This window comes from Auritidibacter sp. NML130574, assembly GCF_003185725.2.
Taxonomy (GTDB): domain Bacteria; phylum Actinomycetota; class Actinomycetes; order Actinomycetales; family Micrococcaceae; genus Auritidibacter; species Auritidibacter ignavus.
Window position 1 is genome coordinate 93,057 of sequence record NZ_CP031746.1, and the last position, 18,124, is coordinate 111,180.

The window sequence follows — 18,124 nt, forward strand, 5'->3', positions numbered from 1 at the left end:
GTGAAAAAGCTCTACTTTGGAACCAGTGTCCGAAAGGCCGAGGCGCCCCTAATTGCCCGTGGCGCCTCGGCGCTTTTAATGCGCCGTGCGGCCTGGGGACTCGCGCACCACGTACTGGCCTACCTGGCGGAGACTGCTCACGGTGCGGTTTATGGGAGCCGGGTTGTGGGGCTGATCGGCAAAGGAAAGAACGGTGCTGACACCCTCTGGGCGCTGTCGATGCTGGCCGAGCGTGGGGTCTCGGTCGAGGCCATTGCGGTGCTCGGCAATCCGGAGCAGAACGCGCAGGACGCGGTGAGCGCGTTCCACCGAGCAGGGGGCCGGTTCGTCACCGCCTTGGGCCAGCGCACCGACGTGGTGATCGATGGGGTCTTGGGCACTGGCGCTTCCGGTCCTTTTTCGATGAGCGCCGTGCTGGCCCAGAGAGGTATCGATCGACCCCGTCCGGAGACCACAGTTATCGCCTGTGACATCCCCTCCGGGATCAACGCCGATACCGGACAGCTGGACGGAGACACGCTGACCGCTACCGCCACGGTCACTTTTGGGGCCACCAAAACTGGACTGTTGCTCTCGGCAGGGCACCAGCACGCCGGTCGTGTGCACACTGTTGATATCGGGTTGCAGGAGCACCTATCCTACCAACCCACGGTGTGGTGCCCGGACCCCCACGACGTCACAACGTGTTTTCCACCCCCACGGGCTACCGACTACAAATATTCCCGCGGTGTCGTTGGAATCATTGCCGGATCCGAAGCCTATCCGGGCGCGTCCCTGCTGTGTAGCCGAGCTGTGGCCAGTTGCGGAATCGGCATGGTAAACCTGATCGCCGACCCAGAAACCGTGCCGAGCCTACGACCGCTCGTACTCGGCGATCGCCCGGAAACCGTGGTCACCGCCGCACCGGTGCCCCAGGTCACCAGCCTGGTGATCGGCCCCGGGCTCGACGACACCTCAACCAGCCGGCAACGGCTCGACGAGGGGCTCGACCATGCTGTGGAACACGACCTACCGGTGGTCATTGATGCCACCGGATTAGACCTGGTGGACCAGGGGTGGCTCGACCGACTCCGTCTCGGAGGCACCAGCTCGCGGACCGCACCCACCGTGCTGACCCCGCACCTCGGGGAAATGTCGCGACTGAGCCAGAGATTCGTGGGCACTGAGGCAGTTCCGGCAACGATCGGTGGAGACAAAGACGCGCTGGCCTGGGCCACCGCGTTGGCGCAGGCAACCGGTTGCTACGTGGTGCTGAAAGCCGCCGATACCGTCGTGGCCACCCCATCGGGTCAGCGAGGACTCCACCCGGCCCAAAGCGCCGACCTCGCCACAGCCGGCACCGGCGACACCTTGGCGGGGCTGATCGCTGTCAGTTTGGCCACGGCGTGGACACGCACGAACTCGCCTGTCACCGAACACCAGGTGCTGCACCATGTGCTGGCTGCCATCCACCTCCACGGGGCCGCGGCCGTGAGCGCACGCCACGCCGGACCAGTCTCCGCCTCGGACCTAGCCCCGGCCGTTCGAGCCGTACTCGCCTCACGAGGCTAAATCCCACACATTCGGTACCGTCGCCGTAGCGGTGGTGGAATAATGGAGTCGTTATGTCTTCTGCTGAGTTCATCCCAGAGGCCCCAGACGGGCACCGGATCGCCGTGATCAATCACGCCAACCTCGCCCACAATATTCGCGTCATCAAAGACTGGGTCGCCCCGGCCCAATTGATGGCCGTCGTCAAAGCTGACGCCTACGGTCACGGGCTGATCCCCGTTGCCCGCACGGTACTCGAGGCCGGTGCCAGCTGGCTGGGCGTGGTCCTGGTCGAAGAAGCACTCCAGCTACGGGCCGCTGGCATTACCTCCCCCACCCTGGCCTGGTTGCACGCACCCGGCACGGACTTCGCCCAGGCGGTGGAACACAATATCGATTTGGGCGTCTCCGGCTGGGAGCTACCCCATATCGCCTCGGTGGCCGAACAGATGGGCACCCCCGCGAAAATTCACCTGAAAATCGACACGGGGCTGGGTCGCAACGGTTGCGTTCCCGAACAGTGGGAAGACCTGGTCAAAACCGCCGCACGGTACCAACAACAAGGACTCATCCGCACCGTCGGGGTGTTTTCCCACCTGGCGGTAGCCGATGAACCCGAACGAGAAGAAGACGTGGACGAACAGCTCCGTGTCTTCCACTGGGCCGTTGAGCGGGCCCGCACCCATGGGCTGACCATCGACCTGCGCAATATCGCCAACTCTCCGGCTATCCTGTCCCGCCCCGACACCCACCTGGATCTGGTGCGCGCCGGAGTCGCGATCTACGGGCTCAGCCCCTTCGCCGACCGCTGCGCCGAAGACCTCGGACTACGCCCGGTGATGTCCTTACGCACCCGCGTGGCCAACAATAAACCGGTGCCGAAAGGCCAAGGGGTCTCCTACGGGTACCTCTATCACACCAGCGCGCCAACCCGGCTGGCCTTGATCCCCCTGGGCTATGCCGACGGCATCCCGCGGATCGCTCGGGAAGCCCCGGTGTGGATCGACGGGACAATCTACCGCAGTTGCGGGCGCGTGGCCATGGATCAATTCGTCGTGGACTTGCATATCAGCCCCGAAGACACCGTTACTGCACCCGTCGGTGCTGAGGTGGAACTCTTCGGGGAACGCTCGGGCCTTTCCGCGGCCCACTGGGCACAGTCTGCCGGAACGATCAACTACGAGATCGTCAGCCGCATTTCCCAGCGGGTACCCCGGCAACACATCTACCCCCACGTATCGGAGGGCATCGATGGCTGAGAGCACCAAGTCCCAGGACTCCTTGGTCATCACCGTGGCTAATCGAACCGGAACCACCGCGGTAGCCCATCATCTGGCCACGCACTTGCGTGGCGGTGACGGGCTGGTGCTCACCGGAGACCTCGGTGCCGGCAAAACCACCTTCACCCAGGCCCTGGCTACCGGGCTGAAGATCACCGACCCGGTGAAATCCCCGACGTTCGTCATCGCCCACCACCACCGCAACCAGCACCCCGGACTGCCAGACTTGGTCCATGTGGATGCCTACCGGATCTCGGGCGCCGACGAGCTCGCCAGCCTCGACCTCGACACCGATCTCGAGCAGTCCGTAACCGTCATCGAATGGGGCCGTGGCCTCGCAGAGGCCCTGTTCGCCACTACCGGCTGGCTCGAACTAGACTTTCAGCGCTGTGGGACCCCGGATCCCACTGCACCGATGGTGACCGACTTTTCCGACGCAGACGACCACGACGAATCTCGCCGGATCGTTGTCTGCGACCACCACAGCCGTTTTCACCTTGCCGAGCTGATTCCTGATCACCCAGCCGTCGTCTTCGAGGAATCGACTGGCCCCGACCAACCCTAAGGTGGGATACTCCCGTATGTACTATCTCGCTGTTGATTGCGCTGCCGGAGCCTCGGTAGCGATCGTCACCGGGCACGACACCATCGCCACCCGGCACACCGAGGACACACGGAGCCACTCCGAAGTTTTGGCTGGCTATGTGGCGGAAGTGCTCGAGGAAGCCAGCCTGGGGGTCCAGGACCTTCAGGCGGTCTTCGCTGGGGTGGGCCCCGGCCCCTTCACCGGACTGCGCGTCGGTGTGCTCACCGCCGCCACCCTGGCTGATAGCTGGGGCATTCCCTGCTATGGGGTGATGAGCTTGGATGCGCTCGCCGAACAGGCTGTGGCACCACTGTGGCGTGAGGGGTACGAAGAACTGGTGGTCGCCACCGATGCCCGCCGACACGAGGTGTACTGGGCCCACTACGAGCTGATCGGGGGACAATCCCAGCGCCTGCACGGCCCCTTTGTCACCTCCGCCGAAGACGTCACCCGGTTGCCGGTTGTCGGCGCCGGAGCCGGGCTGTACCCTGACGCTCTGCACGCCGTACCCGGATGGGACCGGGCTCAGCCGCTGGCAGAATTCCTGGGGCACTACGGCATCCGGGCACTCCGCCGTGGCCGTGGGCTCGAACCGGTTACACCGATGTACCTGCGCGGTCACGACGCCCACATCCCGGCCGCAATGCGCCACGGGTGATCCCGATGACTATTGCCTACCGACTGCGTCAGATGACAGCCGAGGACATCCCCGCCGTGCATGCGCTGGAACGAGAACTGTTCCCTCTGGATGCCTGGCCGGCCTCCTTCTTCCACGACGAACTGGCCGCCACCACCCCACCGGAGCAAGGCGGGACCCGAGCCTATCGGGTTGCGGTCACCACCGGCGAACCAACAGAGCAGGTCGTCGGTTACGCGGGGTTGATGTGTGTGCTACCCCTGGCCGATATCCAAACCATCGCGGTAGCAGAATCCGTTCGTCGCCAGGGTATCGGGACCGCCCTGATGCAGTGGATGCTTGACGAATCCCAGCAACGTGGCGCCACCGACCTGCTCTTAGAGGTACGTGCCGATAACCCCGGCGCTCAACAGCTCTACCAACAGTTGGGATTTGAGCACATTTCAACCCGCCCGCACTACTACCCGCCCGGAGTCGATGCCTTGGTGATGCGTAAAATACTGCCCAACACCCCGACCCACGACGACCCGAAAGCGCGTTCATGACCTTCCCGACACATCCTGTGACCATGCCGACCGAACGGGCACCGCTGGTGCTCGGCATCGAATCCTCGTGTGATGAAACCGGTGTGGGCATTGTGCGCGGTCGAGAATTGCTGGCCCACCAGGTGGCCTCCTCGATGGACGAACACGTTGCCTTCGGCGGGGTGATCCCCGAGATCGCCGCCCGTGCCCACGTCACCGAATTCCTGCCCGTCTTCCATGCGGCCCTCGAGGAAGCCCAGGTGAGCCCCGAGGACGTGGACGCCATCGCAGTCACCGCCGGACCCGGACTTGCCGGAGCGTTGATGGTCGGTGTCGCCGGGGCTAAAGCGCTGGCGGTGGCTTATCGTAAGCCACTATATGGAATCAACCATCTGGTGGCCCACATCGGGGTCGGCTTTCTCCATCAAGCCCACACCGACGACGTGCCAGCACGCCACAGTCGTTTCGGCTCCGAGGACTCGGAGGCCCTGGGAGCGTTACTGGTCTCCGGTGGTCACACCGAAATTCTGCAGGTCACCTCCTTGGCCCACAACGTCGAGCTGCTGGGTAGTACCATCGACGACGCCGCCGGTGAGGCCTACGATAAGGTCTCCCGGCTACTAGGCACCGGATACCCCGGTGGGCCAGTCATCGACCGACTTGCTGCAGAAGGCGATCCCACCGCGTTTCGGTTCCCACGTGGCTTGACCGCCCCTAAATTCGTCGGTAGCGCCGAAGAGCCTGGCCCGCACCGCTACGATTGGTCCTTCTCCGGACTAAAAACCGCGGTTTCTCGGGCTGTGGAGCAGTTCCGCGCTCGCGGAGACCAGGTGCCGGTGGCCGATATCGCCGCCTCTTTTCAGGAAGCCGTCGTAGACGTGATCACCTCGAAAGCGGTCCTGGCTTGTCAAGAGCACGGCATCGACCACGTGCTTCTGGGCGGGGGAGTAGCCGCCAATTCGCGATTGCGCGACCTCTTGGCCCAGCGGTGCGAGCAAGCCGGTATCTCGCTGACCATCCCGCCGGTTGGGCTCTGCACCGATAACGGCGCCATGGTGGCAGCCCTGGGTGCGCATCTCGTCTCGGCCGGGGTGGCTCCCTCCGGTCTGGACTTCTCCGCCAACCCGAGCCAACCAGTCGACCAGATTAGCGTCTAACCCCAGTTGAGCAGTGAATGCTCGGTGCGACCGGCCGCATCCAACACCACGTGGGCTAGATCCGCAACATCCGGGGCGCGCCCCGGGTCTCCTCGCTGAGCAATCTGGCGTTGTTGCGCCGCCGGGCCCCCGGATCGAATCAAATCCTCCACCCAGCCTAGCTGCGTGTGACAACCCAGCCGATGGGCAACAGGCTCCAACCGGTTGATGGTCTCCATGAGGTGTTCGGTGACCAGCTGTTCATCCCCGGCGGCATTGATAATCACGATCGCATCCAGCCCGTACCGGGCAGCCCGCCATTTATTCTCCTGAACAAACCAGGGTGCCATAATCTCCACCGGGGCGTACCGGTCTGACTCAGGGGTGATCACTTCAGCCACCAAACACTGGGTCAACGCTGCCAACGCACCGATCTCTTTCAGCGTCGAGACCCCGTCGCAGATCCGCATTTCCACGGTGCCCAAACGGGGCACCGGGCGAACGTCCCACCGGCACTCGGTGACATCGTCGACCATCCCGATTTTGATCAGATCGCTGACCACCGACTCGAACCCGGACCACTGCTCAAACTGGAAAGGAAGTCCTGAGGTTGGTAGCTGTTGGAAAATCAAGGTCCGTTGGGAGACATATCCGGTATCTTGAGATTCCCAATACGGGCTGGAGGCTGACAATGCCAATAAGTGTGGGTAGTAGTTAATCAGCTGGTTGATCGCCGGCATCGCCGCATCAGTACTCGGTAACCCAACATGCACATGGACCCCGTAGATCACCATCTGCTGGCCCCACCACTGGGTGCGGTCTAGCATCCGCTGATAACGCTGCTGAGGAGCCACCGTTTCCTGTCGTGGCGACGCGAAGGGGTGAGTGCCCTGCGAATACAACAGCAGGTTCTCGGCCTGAGCGTGCTTGAGAGCTTCTCGCCCAGCGGCAGCCAGCTGGTCTAATCCCTGGTCAACGGTACGGCACACACCAGTGATGAGCTCAATGGTGTTGAGCATAAACTCACCGGAGACCAAATAGGGTCGTTGCTCAGAGGGTGCCACCACCCGGTCAACGATCCGATCGCTCAGAGGTTGTAGTACTCCGGTCTGGCGATCAACCAGCCCCAACTCCCACTCAATTCCCAGTGTTGCGGGTTCAGACGGTGCGAAGGGTAGATGCATCAGCGGTACTTGAGCCTTTCCCGAGCGGTAACAATACCGATGATTTTAGCCAGTGCATCAGCCGGTATCCCAGTTGTGGCCTGGTGCGACATGCCGGGCTGACATCGTTCGACATATTCTGCCCACCAACCACGCTCGGTAGCTCCATGTCATTCCCTCCACAGCCACCCGGCGAGAGTGTTTTATGCCACACGACAGGTGCGGACGAAAAGAAAGCCTGCGGTTTTTCTGGCGAAATGGCTCGATGGCGCTGAGATAACGATGAGTGAATGGCGAATATCTGGCAGGTAACGGTGGACGAATTGGCAATGCTCTAGTAGCGTAAATGAAGTTAGGTAAGCCCAGCCTTTTGAAAGGGTCCCACCCTGAGGCTTGCGAACACTCACCAAATACTCAATTGGAGTTCAAGAATGCAGAATAAGACTCGCACTCGTCTGGGCGTCATGGCCTTCGTGACCGCCGCAACCCTGGGATTAACCGCCTGTGGTGGCACCGAGTCGGCCAACGATAACGGTGGCAATTCGGAACAGGACGGTAGTGCTACTGCTACCGAGGTCACCGACATGGGTGGCAACACGGTGGAGTTGCCCGAAAACCCTGAATCCATTGTGGCCACTGATAACCGGATCTTTGGGACCCTGGCTGACTGGGATATTGAGCTCTCGGCAGCACCGGTGGATCTGATGCCCGATACCGAGACCCTGAAGCCCTACCGCGAGAACGAGGACATCCTCAATATCGGAAACCACCGTGAACCGGACTTCGAACAGGTCACCGCTGCCGCACCGGATCTGATTTTGAACGGTCAACGTTTCGATCAGCACACTGAAGCCATGCAGGAAGCTGCTCCCGATGCAACCATGGTGGACACCAACATTGTCTCCTCCCCCGTTGACCGCGAAGGTCAGGAACAAGAAGGCTTCCGTGACGTCGCTGACCAGTATCGGGAGCTGACCACTTTGCTGGGCGAGATCTTCGGGCGTGAGCAGGACGCCGAGCAGATTGTCGATGACTTCGACGTGGCCATCGACAATGCACAAGCCGCCTACGATGAGGACTGGACCGTAGCCGGGCTGATCACCTCCGGTGGGGACATCAACTACTCAGCTCCGACCACCGGTCGGGCCGTGGGCCCGGTCTATGACATCATCGGGCTGACTCCAGCTCTGGACCAAGACGGTTCCGCTAACCACCAAGGTGACGACATTTCCGTGGAAACCATCGCCCAAGCCAACCCCGACTGGCTGATTGTTCTGGACCGCGACGCAGGTACCAGCGCCCGTGACGAAGAGGGGTATTCCTCGGCTGAAGAACTCATTGAAGAGTCCGAAGCCTTGGCTGACGTCACCGCGGTGAAAGAAGATCAGGTCATCTACATGAGCCCTGATTTCTACACTGCCGAAGACATTCAGCACTATACCGAGCTGTTCAACCAGATGTCTGAGGCCTTTGAAGACGCTGGTGGGGCTGAAAACTAATCCCGACCTGGCCGAGCAGGTGGCCTGTCCCGTCGCACCGATGGGGCAGGCCATTTCGTGGCCGAAGTGAGGAGACATGTCAGAGACGATCTCCCGGAACAGGGCCCCGTCCCGTTCCGAGACATCTACACCACCAACCAGTGGCCCCACAGCTCACCGGTCAATCTGGCACACCATGTGGCCCTTAGCCCTCGGCGTTCTGGTCACCCTCGGGCTGGTGATCGCATCATTGTTCATCGGCGTCTACGACCTGAGCCAAGAGGGTGGACGGCAGATGTTTTTCATTACCCGGCTGCCACGCACCCTGGCACTGATCCTGGCCGGTGCCGCCATGTCGGTGGCCGGACTGGTCATGCAACTGATGACTCAAAACCGGTTCGTTGAGCCCTCCACCACCGGAACCATTGAGTGGGCCGGTCTGGGGTTGATGCTCACCTGGCTGCTACTACCCGAACCGACCCTGATGATGCGTATGGTCGGAGCGATCCTCTTTGCCTTTATCGGTACCATCGTCTTCTTCCTCTTCCTGCGGCGCGTGGCGCTGAAATCATCACTCATTGTGCCCATCGTTGGCATCATGCTCGGTGCTGTGGTGGGATCCTTCTCCACCTTCATCGCGTTGCAATACGACATGTTGCAGAACCTGGGCATCTGGTTTGCCGGATCCTTCACCTCGATCGTGCGAGGACGCTACGAGCTACTGTGGATTGTCGCGATCGTATTGGTGCTGATCTTTCTGACAGCCGACCGCTTCACCGTGGCCGGACTCGGTGAAGAAGTTGCCACCAACGTCGGTTTGAACTACCGGCTGGTGCTCTTTACCGGTATTGCTCTGGTGGCCGTGACCACTGGTGTGGTCACCGTGATCGTCGGAGCGTTACCGTTTTTGGGCCTGATCGTGCCCAATATCGTCTCGTTGTTCCGTGGAGATAACCTGCGCTCAAACCTGCCGTGGGTGTGTCTGGTCGGCATCTGTGTGGTGACCGTCTGCGACATCATTGGTCGCACCATCATCATGCCGTTCGAGATTCCTGTCTCGATGATCCTGGGTGTCCTGGGAGCGACCGTGTTCGTCTACCTGCTGGTCAGGAGGCGCACGCGTGTTTAAAACTCCGCAGGCCCCGCAACGACATCGGGCGAAAACCGGGTCCTTTGTCACCGCACGGCACCGCAAGCGTTACTTCATCCTGGTGGCCTCACTGATCGTGTTATCCCTGCTGACGACGATGGGAATGCTCACCTACGGTATTCCGGTCCCGTTCGGGCACAAGGGGTTCTGGCTGATTGTCGAATCGCGGTTGTCGACCATCGTGGTGATGATGCTGGTCGCCACCTGCCACGCGATGGCCACCGTCTCCTTCCAGACAGCCACCGCCAACCGGATCGTGACCCCCTCGATCCTGGGGTTCGAATCCCTCTATGTGGCGATCCAAACCGCCTTAGTGTTTTTCTTCGGTATCGCCGGTGCAGCGATCGGCCGGGGCCTGGTGCCCTTTATCCTCCAAATGGTGCTGATGGTCGGACTCGCCTCACTGCTCTACGGCTGGCTACTCTCCGGCCGATTTTCCAACGTGCACATCATGCTGCTGGTTGGTGTCGTGATCGGTGGCGGGCTGAGCTCCCTGTCGGCCTTTATGCAACGGATGCTGGACCCCAATGAATTCGATGTGCTCTCGGCACGCACCTTCGGCAATCTCGCCAACGCCAACACCGACTTCTTACCGGTCGTCATCCCACTTGTCATCGTCGTCGCGTTTCTGCTCTTACGCCGAGCCAACCGGCTCAACGTCCTCAGCCTCGGCAAACCGGTGGCTGAAAACCTGGGGCTGGTCCACCGACACGAGGTGATGAAAACCCTGCTGCTGGTCTCGATCCTGATGGCGGTGACCACCTCGTTGGTGGGGCCGATGACCTTCCTGGGGTTCTTGATCGCCGCGATGGCCTATAGCTTCACCGACACCTACGATCACAAGCGCATCTTCCCGGTGGCCATATTGCTCGGCTATGTGGTGTTAACCGGAGCGTACTTCGTGTTGCGCAATATCTTTTATGCTCAAGGGGCGGTGACCGTGATCATTGAAATGATCGGTGGCTTGGTGTTCCTGGTCGTGATCATGAGAAAGGGGCGACTGTGATTCAGATCAGCAATATCGCCAAAAAATACTCAGAAGACGCTGAGATCGGCCCCATCGACTTAGCAATCCCAGCCGGGCAAGTCACCGCGTTGGTAGGCCCCAATGGTGCCGGTAAGTCCACGCTATTGACCATGATCGGACGGCTTCAGCAACCTGATACCGGCTGGATTACCGTCGCCGGTCAGGACGTGCACAAGGTGCCCTCGGCTCAAATCGCCACAACGCTGGCCATCCTGCGTCAGGAGAATCATTTCATCACCCGTCTTACCGTCCGCCAACTCGTCGGTTTTGGTCGTTACCCTCACTCGAAAGGGCGACTCACCGTCGACGACGAACGCGCCATCAATGAGGCGTTGGAATTTCTCAATCTGGTCACCCTCCAGGACCGGTACCTCGATGAGCTGTCGGGCGGTCAGCGCCAACGCGCCTATGTGGCGATGGTGATGGCCCAAGAAACCGACTACCTCTTACTCGATGAGCCGCTGAACAACCTGGATATGTCCCACTCGGTGCACATGATGCACCAACTGCGCCGAGCCTGCGATGCCCTGGGTCGCACCGTGGTGATCGTGCTCCACGACATCAACTTTGCCGGCCGGTACGCCGATCATATTGTCGCGATGAAAAACGGCCAGATTTCTCATGCCGGCCCCACCGCAGAGATTATGCAACCCGAGGTACTCACCGAGATTTTCGGCACCACGGTCCGTATTATCGACGATCACGACGGCCCGGTGGCGGTCTACTTCTAGGACCAGTTTTCGGCGGGGGTGCGGTCAGGACTGCTCGGCCGGTTCGACGACGAGCGCCACTCGAGAGTTACCGATCCGGGTCAGGACAAAGGTCGCCTGATGGCCACCGGCCTTGGTTTTCTTGCGAGTTTTCGCCGTACCTGCCATCAGCATCCGACGAAGCTGCTCAGGGGTGACGTCCACTCCACGCTTTTTAATATCAAGGCGAGAGATCCCGTGTTCGGCGATCCAGGCCCTGAGCTTTTTCAGATGATAGGGCAGAACCTCCACAACCCGATAAGCGGTCGCAAAGTCGCTGTCGACCAGGTGATCGGAACAGAAATAAGCGATGTGCTGATCGAGCAACCAGCTGGGAGAGTCTTGCGCGGTGGCCCCAAACTCCCGAGCCATCAACTCGCGGATCAGCCCCGAACGGATCACCGCGCCATCGGGTTCGTAGAGATAGCCACCCACACTGGGAGTAGGACGGACCTCTACCTTGGGATCGTCACCGAACTCCCGATCCGAGGTGAACTCAGCACTACCGTGGGCGGTCGTCACCAAGGCGGCTCGGCGCACCCGGGGACGGGCAAGATCATTGAACCACAGGGCTACCTCCACTACCGACCCGTGATCCGAGACCCACTGGGCCTCGGCGGTGGTGGGAATGGAGTCATGGGCGAGACCGGGACCGAGCTTGACCCCGACGGCGTGTCCGGCATCGGCGAGCCGTTCGACAAAGGACAAGGGGGGAGAGAAAGACTCCGGATCGAAAATCCGGTGGGCGGATTCGGCGGTGGAGACTTCACGTCGGGCCGGGTCCAACCACAGCCCGGCTCCCGAAAGCTGCTCGGCATGATCGGCGACCCAGGTCTCGACCTCGGCGGCGATCACCTCAGCGTGCGGGAACGGCGTCAAATTCAAGGTGGCCACCGCCGCGGTGATGTCGTCGACCTCCACCGCGGTGACCTGCAAATCGATCGCCGCAAAAGCCATGGCATCGCCGCCGATCCCACATCCGAGATCAATCACGTGCTGGATGCCGTGGGCCTGAAAACGGCGGGCATGGTGGGCCGCCACGCCCAGGCGGGTGGCCTGCTGTAACCCATCAGTGGTGAAGAACATGTGCTGGGCGAACTCGCCGAACTTTGCGTGGGCTTTTTCGCGCAACTTCAGCTGGGTGAGCACTGCGGCAGCGAGCGTGGAGTCCACGCCGTCCCGGCGCAGTTGCGTCGCTAACTGCAGGGGATCTTCACGGTGATAACTCGTCTCGGTGGTGAGCTTATCGAGCAGAGCGCGACCGGCCGGAGAGAGCAGTTGCGCCCAGGTTTCGGCGTTTTCAGCAGTGGGTTGGTGTGTTGGCACGATGTTCACGTTACCGCCTGCTCCTCTCTGAGCAGAACAGGCTGGCACTCATCTTGACCGAGTGCTAATCACAGAATAGAGTCGAGTTAGCACTCGAACAGTGAAGGTGCTAAATGCCAGACGCCATCCGGCACCCGCGACGACGGTTGGCTCGCCCGGCGCAAAAACCTTGATTCAGTTCACGAAAAACGTGACAAAGAACTACAGGAGAGTTTGATTATGGCAGTTTCCATCAAGCCCCTTGAGGACCGCATTGTCGTCCAGCCGCTGGAAGCCGAGCAGACCACCGCTTCCGGTTTGGTCATTCCCGATACCGCACAGGAGAAGCCACAGGAAGGCACCGTCGTGGCCGTTGGTCCCGGTCGTATCACCGATAGTGGCGAGCGCGTCTCCGTCGACGTCAACGAAGGCGACGTCGTGCTGTTCTCCAAGTTCGGTGGCACTGAGGTTAAGTACAACGGCGAAGAGTACCTGGTGCTCTCCGCACGTGACGTGCTGGCTGTTGTCACCAAGTAAGTCTGCTCAGTCGCTGATCATTCACTGACAGAACAGATTGAGTGAAAAGACTGTCCTGAAATAACCGGAAGGAGAACAGATGGCCAAGAAGCTACTGTTCAATGACGATGCTCGCCGTGCACTGCAGGCCGGTATCGATCGTCTGGCCGACACTGTGAAGGTCACTTTGGGGCCCAAGGGTCGCAACGTCGTGCTCGACAAGGCATTCGGCGCCCCGAACATTACTAACGATGGTGTCTCGATCGCTCGCGAAGTCGAGCTGGAAGACTCCTACGAAAACATGGGCGCCCAGCTGGCTAAAGAAGTTGCCACCAAAACTCAAGACATCGCTGGTGACGGTACCACCACCGCCACTGTGCTGGCTCAGGCTCTCGTCAATGAGGGTATGCGCTTGGTGGCTGCCGGCGCTGCCCCGAACGAAGTCAAGAAGGGCATCGAGCAGGCCGTGGCTGTTGTGGAACAGCGTCTGCTGGACAACGCCAAGGACGTCACCGACAAGAACCTGGCTCAGGTGGCGGCTATTTCCGCTGGCGACGACGAAGTCGGTGAACTGCTGGCTCGCGCTTTCGATGCAGTGGGCACTGACGGTGTGATCACCATCGAAGAATCCTCCACCACCTCGACCGATCTGGATATCACCGAAGGTATGCAGTTCGATAAGGGCTACCTCTCGCCCTACATGGTCACCGATACTGACCGTCAGGAAGCGGTACTGGAGAACCCCTATATCCTGATCACCCAGTCCAAGATTTCCAACGTCCAGGAATTCCTGCCCCTGTTGGAGAAGGTCCTCAACGAGAAGAAGCCGTTGATGATCATCGCCGAAGACGTCGACGGTGAGGCACTATCCACCCTGGTGGTCAACAAGATCCGCGGGACACTCAATGCTGTGGCCGTGAAGGCTCCGGGCTTCGGTGATCGTCGCAAGGCCATGTTGCAGGATATCGCGATCCTCACCGGTGGTCAGGTGGTCTCCGAAGATCTCGGTATGAAGCTGGACCAGGTTGGCCTGGAAGTCCTGGGTAGCGCCCGTCGAGTGACTGTGACCAAGGACAACACCACCATCGTGGAAGGTGCTGGCTCCGATGCTGACGTGGAAGCGCGCGTGGCTCAGATCAAGTCCGAAATCGATGCCACCGATTCCGACTGGGATCGCGAGAAGCTCCAGGAACGCTTGGCTAAGCTCGCCGGCGGTGTCGGTGTGATTAAGGTTGGTGCAGCCACTGAGGTCGAGGTCAAGGAGCGTAAGGCTCGGATTGAAGACGCTGTCTCCTCGACCCGTGCCGCCCTGGAAGAAGGCATTGTCGCCGGCGGTGGTACCGCGCTGATCAACGCACTGAAGGCTCTGGATGACAACGCCGAGCTGGACCAGCTCACCGGCGACCGGGCCGCCGGCGTCGGTGTGGTTCGTCGCGCTCTGGTGCAGCCGTTGCGCTGGATTGCTGAGAACGCCGGCGAGGACGGCTACGTCATTATCTCTCAGGTCGCTGAGCTGGAAGCCAACGAGGGCTTTAACGCCAAGACCGGCGAATTCGGCAACCTGTTGGAGCAGGGCATCATCGACCCGGTGAAGGTGACCCGTTCAGCTTTGCAGAACGCAGCCTCCATTGCTGGTCTGGTGCTGACCACTGAAACCCTGGTCGCCGACAAGACCGACGAAGACGAAGACGAGGACTAATCACCGGCGCTGACCGTGCTGATGCGTCCTGACATCTTCAGTGTGGCCCCGCCTGAATTGGCGGGGCCACACGTGTTTTTTCCGGCGTGTCGTGAGTGTGCCCGTCAGAATGGTGATGTGTTGAGCAGTGATTCCCAGATCACGTAAACTGACGGTGATGCCGTTGAGCGCAGGCGGGAGAATCTCATTCGGTGGCAACACCGGAGGAGGTACCGAAGGAGTAACACCCCCAAGAATCTCTCAGGTCACAGAATCGCTTGTGTTAGGCAACTCTGGAAAGTAGCCCTGAGTCACTCAGGTCTCACCGACGGTGCAAAACCGGACCCGGTCCCGACCGAGTGCGGCTAAAACTCTCAGGTCTTGAACAGAGCGGGGACACGACTACCGGTCGTGGGCCACCGACAGCACAATGAGAGGTACTCCGATGAGCTCATTTATCACCCGTCATCTCGGACCCACCGCACAAGATGTCCAGACCATGCTCGACACAGTCGGCTATGCCTCCGTTGAGGATCTAGTCGACGCCGCCGTTCCCGAAGACATTCGGATTACCGAGCCGCTGAACCTGCCCGCCCCGCTCAGCGAAGAACAGGCGCAGGATCGCCTGCGGGAGATGGCCGGTAAAAACCAGGTGAAAACCCAGATGATCGGGCAAGGTTTCTACAACACCTTCACCCCGGCAGTCATTCGTCGCAACGTGGTGGAGAATCCGACCTGGTACACCGCCTACACTCCCTACCAGGCCGAAATCTCCCAAGGCCGGTTGGAAGCATTGTTGAACTTCCAAACCATGGTGATGGACCTGACCGGGTTGGAGTTGGCCAACGCCTCCCTGCTGGATGAAGCTTCCGCCGCCGCCGAAGCGATGCTGATGATGCGCCGTGCCAATCGGAAGAAATCCAAAGGCATCATCCTGGTCGACGAAAACATCTTCCCGCAGACCCTCTCGGTAGTGACCTCTCGGGCTACCATGGTGGACCTGGAGATCGACATTCGTGACCTCTCCAACCCTGACAACGTCACCGACAATCTGCCGGAAGAAGGCCTGTGTGGCATCATCCTGCAGCAACCCGGCAATAACGGTGGGGTCCGTGACCAGTCCGAGGTGATTGCCACCGCCAAAGAAGCCGGCGGATTCGTGACGGTCATCGCTGACTTGCTGGCCTTGACCCTGATTACCCCTCCCGGTGAGCAAGGCGCTGACATTGCGGTGGGTAACACCCAGCGGTTCGGTGTGCCCCTGTTCTACGGTGGTCCGCACGCGGCTTATATGGCGGCTCGTGCCGGGCTGGAGCGTTCCTTGCCGGGCCGTCTGGTGGGTGTTTCCACTGATGACGCCGGAACCCCGGCCTACCGTTTGGCCCTACAAACCCGCGAACAGCACATTCGACGCGACCGGGCGACCTCCAATATCTGCACCGCGCAGGCACTGCTGGCGGTCACTGCCTCCATGTACGCCGTCTACCATGGCCCGGCCGGGTTGCGGAAGATTGCCTCCGAGGTGCATGCCAAGGCCCGCGTGCTCGGCGAGGCCCTTACCTCGGCCGGACTAAACCTGGCCACCACCAGCTATTTTGACACTCTCGTGGTCGACACCGGCTCCGAAGCCCAAGCCGAGCAGGTCATCAGCCAGGCCCTGGACGCCGATATCAACTTGCGCCACGTGGATGCGACCCGCGTGGGTGTGTCCGTGGATGAGACCACCACCATTGCGCACCTGGAAGCGGTTGCCAAGGCTTTTGGCGCCGAGCTTCCGGCCAGCGCTACACGCGAGCTGGACGAAGTTTCCTACGAGATCGCCGATGTGGTGGATTCTTCCCTCGTGCGTACCAGCGACTACCTGACCCACCCGACCTTCAACACCATCCACTCCGAAACACAGATGATGCGCTACCTGCGCAGCTTGGCGGATAAAGACCTGGCGCTGGACCGGACCATGATCCCATTGGGATCGTGCACCATGAAGCTCAACGCCGCTACGGAAATGGAATCTATCACCTGGCCCGAATTTGCCAGCATTCACCCTTACGTTCCGGCCGATCAGGCCGCCGGCTGGCGCGAGCTCATTGCAGAACTGGAAGACTGGCTGGCGGAGATCACCGGATACGCTGCCGTCTCGGTCCAGCCCAACGCTGGCTCGCAGGGTGAATACGCTGGTCTGATGGCGATCCGCAACTACCACATCGCTCAGGGTGATCAACAGCGTCGTCTGTGCTTGATTCCGGCCTCGGCCCACGGCACCAACGCTGCCTCAGCAGTGTTGGCCGGACTGACCGTCAAGGTGGTCAAAACCGCCCCCGATGGCTCGATCGACATGGAAGATCTGGACAGCATCCTGGAGAAGTCCGGGGATCAGGTCGCTGCGATCATGATCACCTACCCCTCCACCCACGGCGTGTATGAAACCCAGGTGCGCGCGGTGTGCGCGAAGATCCACGACGCCGGCGGTCAGGTCTACCTTGACGGCGCCAACCTCAACGCGCTGATGGGGCTGGCCAAGCCCGGCCAATTTGGTGGCGATGTTTCCCACCTGAACCTGCACAAGACCTTTTGTATCCCGCACGGTGGTGGTGGCCCCGGTGTGGGGCCCATCGGGGTGGGGGAGCACCTGGTGGATTTCTTGCCCGGTGACCCGCTGGCAGACGACGGTGCCCACGATCTGACAGCCCGCGGTGGCAATCCCGTGGTGGCCACCATCTTCGGTTCCGCCGGCGTGTTGCCCATCTCCTGGGCCTATATTGCGATGACCGGTGCTGAAGGACTTAAGGCCTCATCGCAGACTGCCATCCTCAACGCCAACTACTTGGCACGTCGGATCCACGAGGACTTTCCGATCCTGTTCACCGGAGACAACAACCTGGTCGCGCACGAATGTATCATCGACGTCCGCGAGCTCACCAAGGACTCCGGGATTACTGTCGAAGACCTGGCTAAGCGCTTGATCGACTTCGGCATCCATGCCCCGACCCAGGCTTTCCCGGTTCCGGGCACACTGATGATCGAGCCGACCGAGTCCGAGTCGCTGGACGAGATCGAGCGTTTTCTGGCGGCGATGCATGCCATGCGTGAAGAGATTCAGGAAGTCATTGACGGCAAGGTGGCCGCCGAGGATTCGGTGCTCCGTCGGGCACCGCACACCCAGGATGCTGTGATCAGCTCCAGCTGGGATCGGGCCTACTCGGTCGAACAAGCCGCCTTCCCGGTTCCCGAGTTGCGTCGTGGTAAGTACTTCGCGCCGGTGGGACGCATCGATGGTGCGGCCGGTGACCGCAACCTGGTGTGTTCCTGCCCGCCCATTGAAGCCTTTGAGGTATCCGGCGACGACCAACAGCAGGGGGAGTAAA

15 protein-coding genes and 1 riboswitch are annotated in these 18,124 nt (G+C 60.9%); of the genes, 13 read left to right on the plus strand and 2 right to left on the minus strand.

What is annotated here, in order from left to right; translation table 11 throughout:
* The 6 genes from DCC27_RS00535 to tsaD are packed head-to-tail and all read left to right on the plus strand — an operon-like array spanning window position 1 to window position 5,714.
* Window positions 1–1,551: a bifunctional ADP-dependent NAD(P)H-hydrate dehydratase/NAD(P)H-hydrate epimerase gene (locus tag DCC27_RS00535; RefSeq protein WP_110110274.1), complete on the plus strand. Its 1,551-nt coding sequence runs from the start codon at window positions 1–3 to the stop codon at window positions 1,549–1,551.
* A gap of 53 nt (window positions 1,552–1,604) precedes the next feature.
* Window positions 1,605–2,789 carry an alanine racemase gene (gene alr / locus DCC27_RS00540; RefSeq protein ID WP_110100624.1) on the plus strand — a complete coding sequence of 395 codons (1,185 nt, stop codon included), beginning with the start codon at window positions 1,605–1,607 and terminating at the stop codon, window positions 2,787–2,789.
* Window positions 2,782–3,375, plus strand: a complete 594-nt coding sequence (tsaE, locus tag DCC27_RS00545; RefSeq protein WP_110100623.1) for a tRNA (adenosine(37)-N6)-threonylcarbamoyltransferase complex ATPase subunit type 1 TsaE — start codon at window positions 2,782–2,784, stop codon at window positions 3,373–3,375. The genes alr and tsaE overlap by 8 nt, the downstream gene beginning before the upstream one ends.
* Window positions 3,376–3,391: 16 nt before the next feature.
* On the plus strand, window positions 3,392–4,054 hold the full coding sequence (gene tsaB / locus DCC27_RS00550) for a tRNA (adenosine(37)-N6)-threonylcarbamoyltransferase complex dimerization subunit type 1 TsaB (RefSeq protein ID WP_110100762.1): 663 nt from the start codon (window positions 3,392–3,394) through the stop codon (window positions 4,052–4,054).
* Window positions 4,055–4,059: 5 nt separating this feature from the next.
* Window positions 4,060–4,578 carry a ribosomal protein S18-alanine N-acetyltransferase gene (gene rimI, locus DCC27_RS00555; RefSeq protein WP_110097889.1) on the plus strand — a complete coding sequence of 173 codons (519 nt, stop codon included), beginning with the start codon at window positions 4,060–4,062 and terminating at the stop codon, window positions 4,576–4,578.
* Window positions 4,579–4,601: 23 nt separating this feature from the next.
* On the plus strand, window positions 4,602–5,714 hold the full coding sequence (tsaD, locus tag DCC27_RS00560) for a tRNA (adenosine(37)-N6)-threonylcarbamoyltransferase complex transferase subunit TsaD (RefSeq protein WP_110100761.1): 1,113 nt from the start codon (window positions 4,602–4,604) through the stop codon (window positions 5,712–5,714).
* On the opposite strand, the gene DCC27_RS00565 is transcribed toward tsaD, so the two are convergent.
* Window positions 5,711–6,877: a glutamate--cysteine ligase gene (locus tag DCC27_RS00565; protein WP_110100622.1), complete on the minus strand. Its 1,167-nt coding sequence runs from the start codon at window positions 6,875–6,877 to the stop codon at window positions 5,711–5,713. The two genes, tsaD and DCC27_RS00565, sit on opposite strands and share 4 nt — an antisense overlap.
* 410 nt (window positions 6,878–7,287) lie before the next feature.
* On the opposite strand from DCC27_RS00565, the gene DCC27_RS00570 reads away from it, so the two are divergent.
* The 4 genes from DCC27_RS00570 to DCC27_RS00585 all read left to right on the plus strand — a co-directional run bounded on the left by DCC27_RS00570 (window position 7,288) and on the right by DCC27_RS00585 (window position 11,242).
* Entirely contained in the window at window positions 7,288–8,355 is a 1,068-nt protein-coding gene (locus DCC27_RS00570; RefSeq protein WP_110100621.1) for a siderophore ABC transporter substrate-binding protein, read from the plus strand.
* Between the two features lie 175 nt (window positions 8,356–8,530).
* Window positions 8,531–9,463: an ABC transporter permease gene (locus DCC27_RS00575; RefSeq protein ID WP_110098170.1), complete on the plus strand. Its 933-nt coding sequence runs from the start codon at window positions 8,531–8,533 to the stop codon at window positions 9,461–9,463.
* On the plus strand, window positions 9,456–10,490 hold the full coding sequence (locus DCC27_RS00580; protein ID WP_110110275.1) for an iron chelate uptake ABC transporter family permease subunit: 1,035 nt from the start codon (window positions 9,456–9,458) through the stop codon (window positions 10,488–10,490). The genes DCC27_RS00575 and DCC27_RS00580 overlap by 8 nt, the downstream gene beginning before the upstream one ends.
* Window positions 10,487–11,242 (plus strand): ABC transporter ATP-binding protein, encoded by a 756-nt coding sequence (locus tag DCC27_RS00585; protein ID WP_110100619.1) that lies wholly within the window; start codon window positions 10,487–10,489, stop codon window positions 11,240–11,242. Before DCC27_RS00580 ends, DCC27_RS00585 begins: the two co-directional genes overlap by 4 nt.
* Window positions 11,243–11,266: 24 nt before the next feature.
* On the opposite strand, the gene DCC27_RS00590 is transcribed toward DCC27_RS00585, so the two are convergent.
* Complete coding sequence (locus DCC27_RS00590) at window positions 11,267–12,595, minus strand: class I SAM-dependent methyltransferase (RefSeq protein WP_110100618.1); 1,329 nt, start codon at window positions 12,593–12,595, stop codon at window positions 11,267–11,269.
* Window positions 12,596–12,805: 210 nt separating this feature from the next.
* On the opposite strand from DCC27_RS00590, the gene groES reads away from it, so the two are divergent.
* The 3 genes from groES to gcvP all read left to right on the plus strand — a co-directional run bounded on the left by groES (window position 12,806) and on the right by gcvP (window position 18,123).
* Window positions 12,806–13,102 (plus strand): co-chaperone GroES, encoded by a 297-nt coding sequence (groES, locus tag DCC27_RS00595; protein WP_110097882.1) that lies wholly within the window; start codon window positions 12,806–12,808, stop codon window positions 13,100–13,102.
* Between the two features lie 79 nt (window positions 13,103–13,181).
* Window positions 13,182–14,780 (plus strand): chaperonin GroEL, encoded by a 1,599-nt coding sequence (groL, locus tag DCC27_RS00600; RefSeq protein WP_110100617.1) that lies wholly within the window; start codon window positions 13,182–13,184, stop codon window positions 14,778–14,780.
* A 164-nt stretch (window positions 14,781–14,944) separates the two neighbouring features.
* Window positions 14,945–15,046: riboswitch (glycine riboswitch) on the plus strand.
* A 158-nt stretch (window positions 15,047–15,204) separates the two neighbouring features.
* Window positions 15,205–18,123, plus strand: a complete 2,919-nt coding sequence (gene gcvP / locus DCC27_RS00605; protein ID WP_233487890.1) for an aminomethyl-transferring glycine dehydrogenase — start codon at window positions 15,205–15,207, stop codon at window positions 18,121–18,123.
* Window position 18,124: the final 1 nt, after the last annotated feature.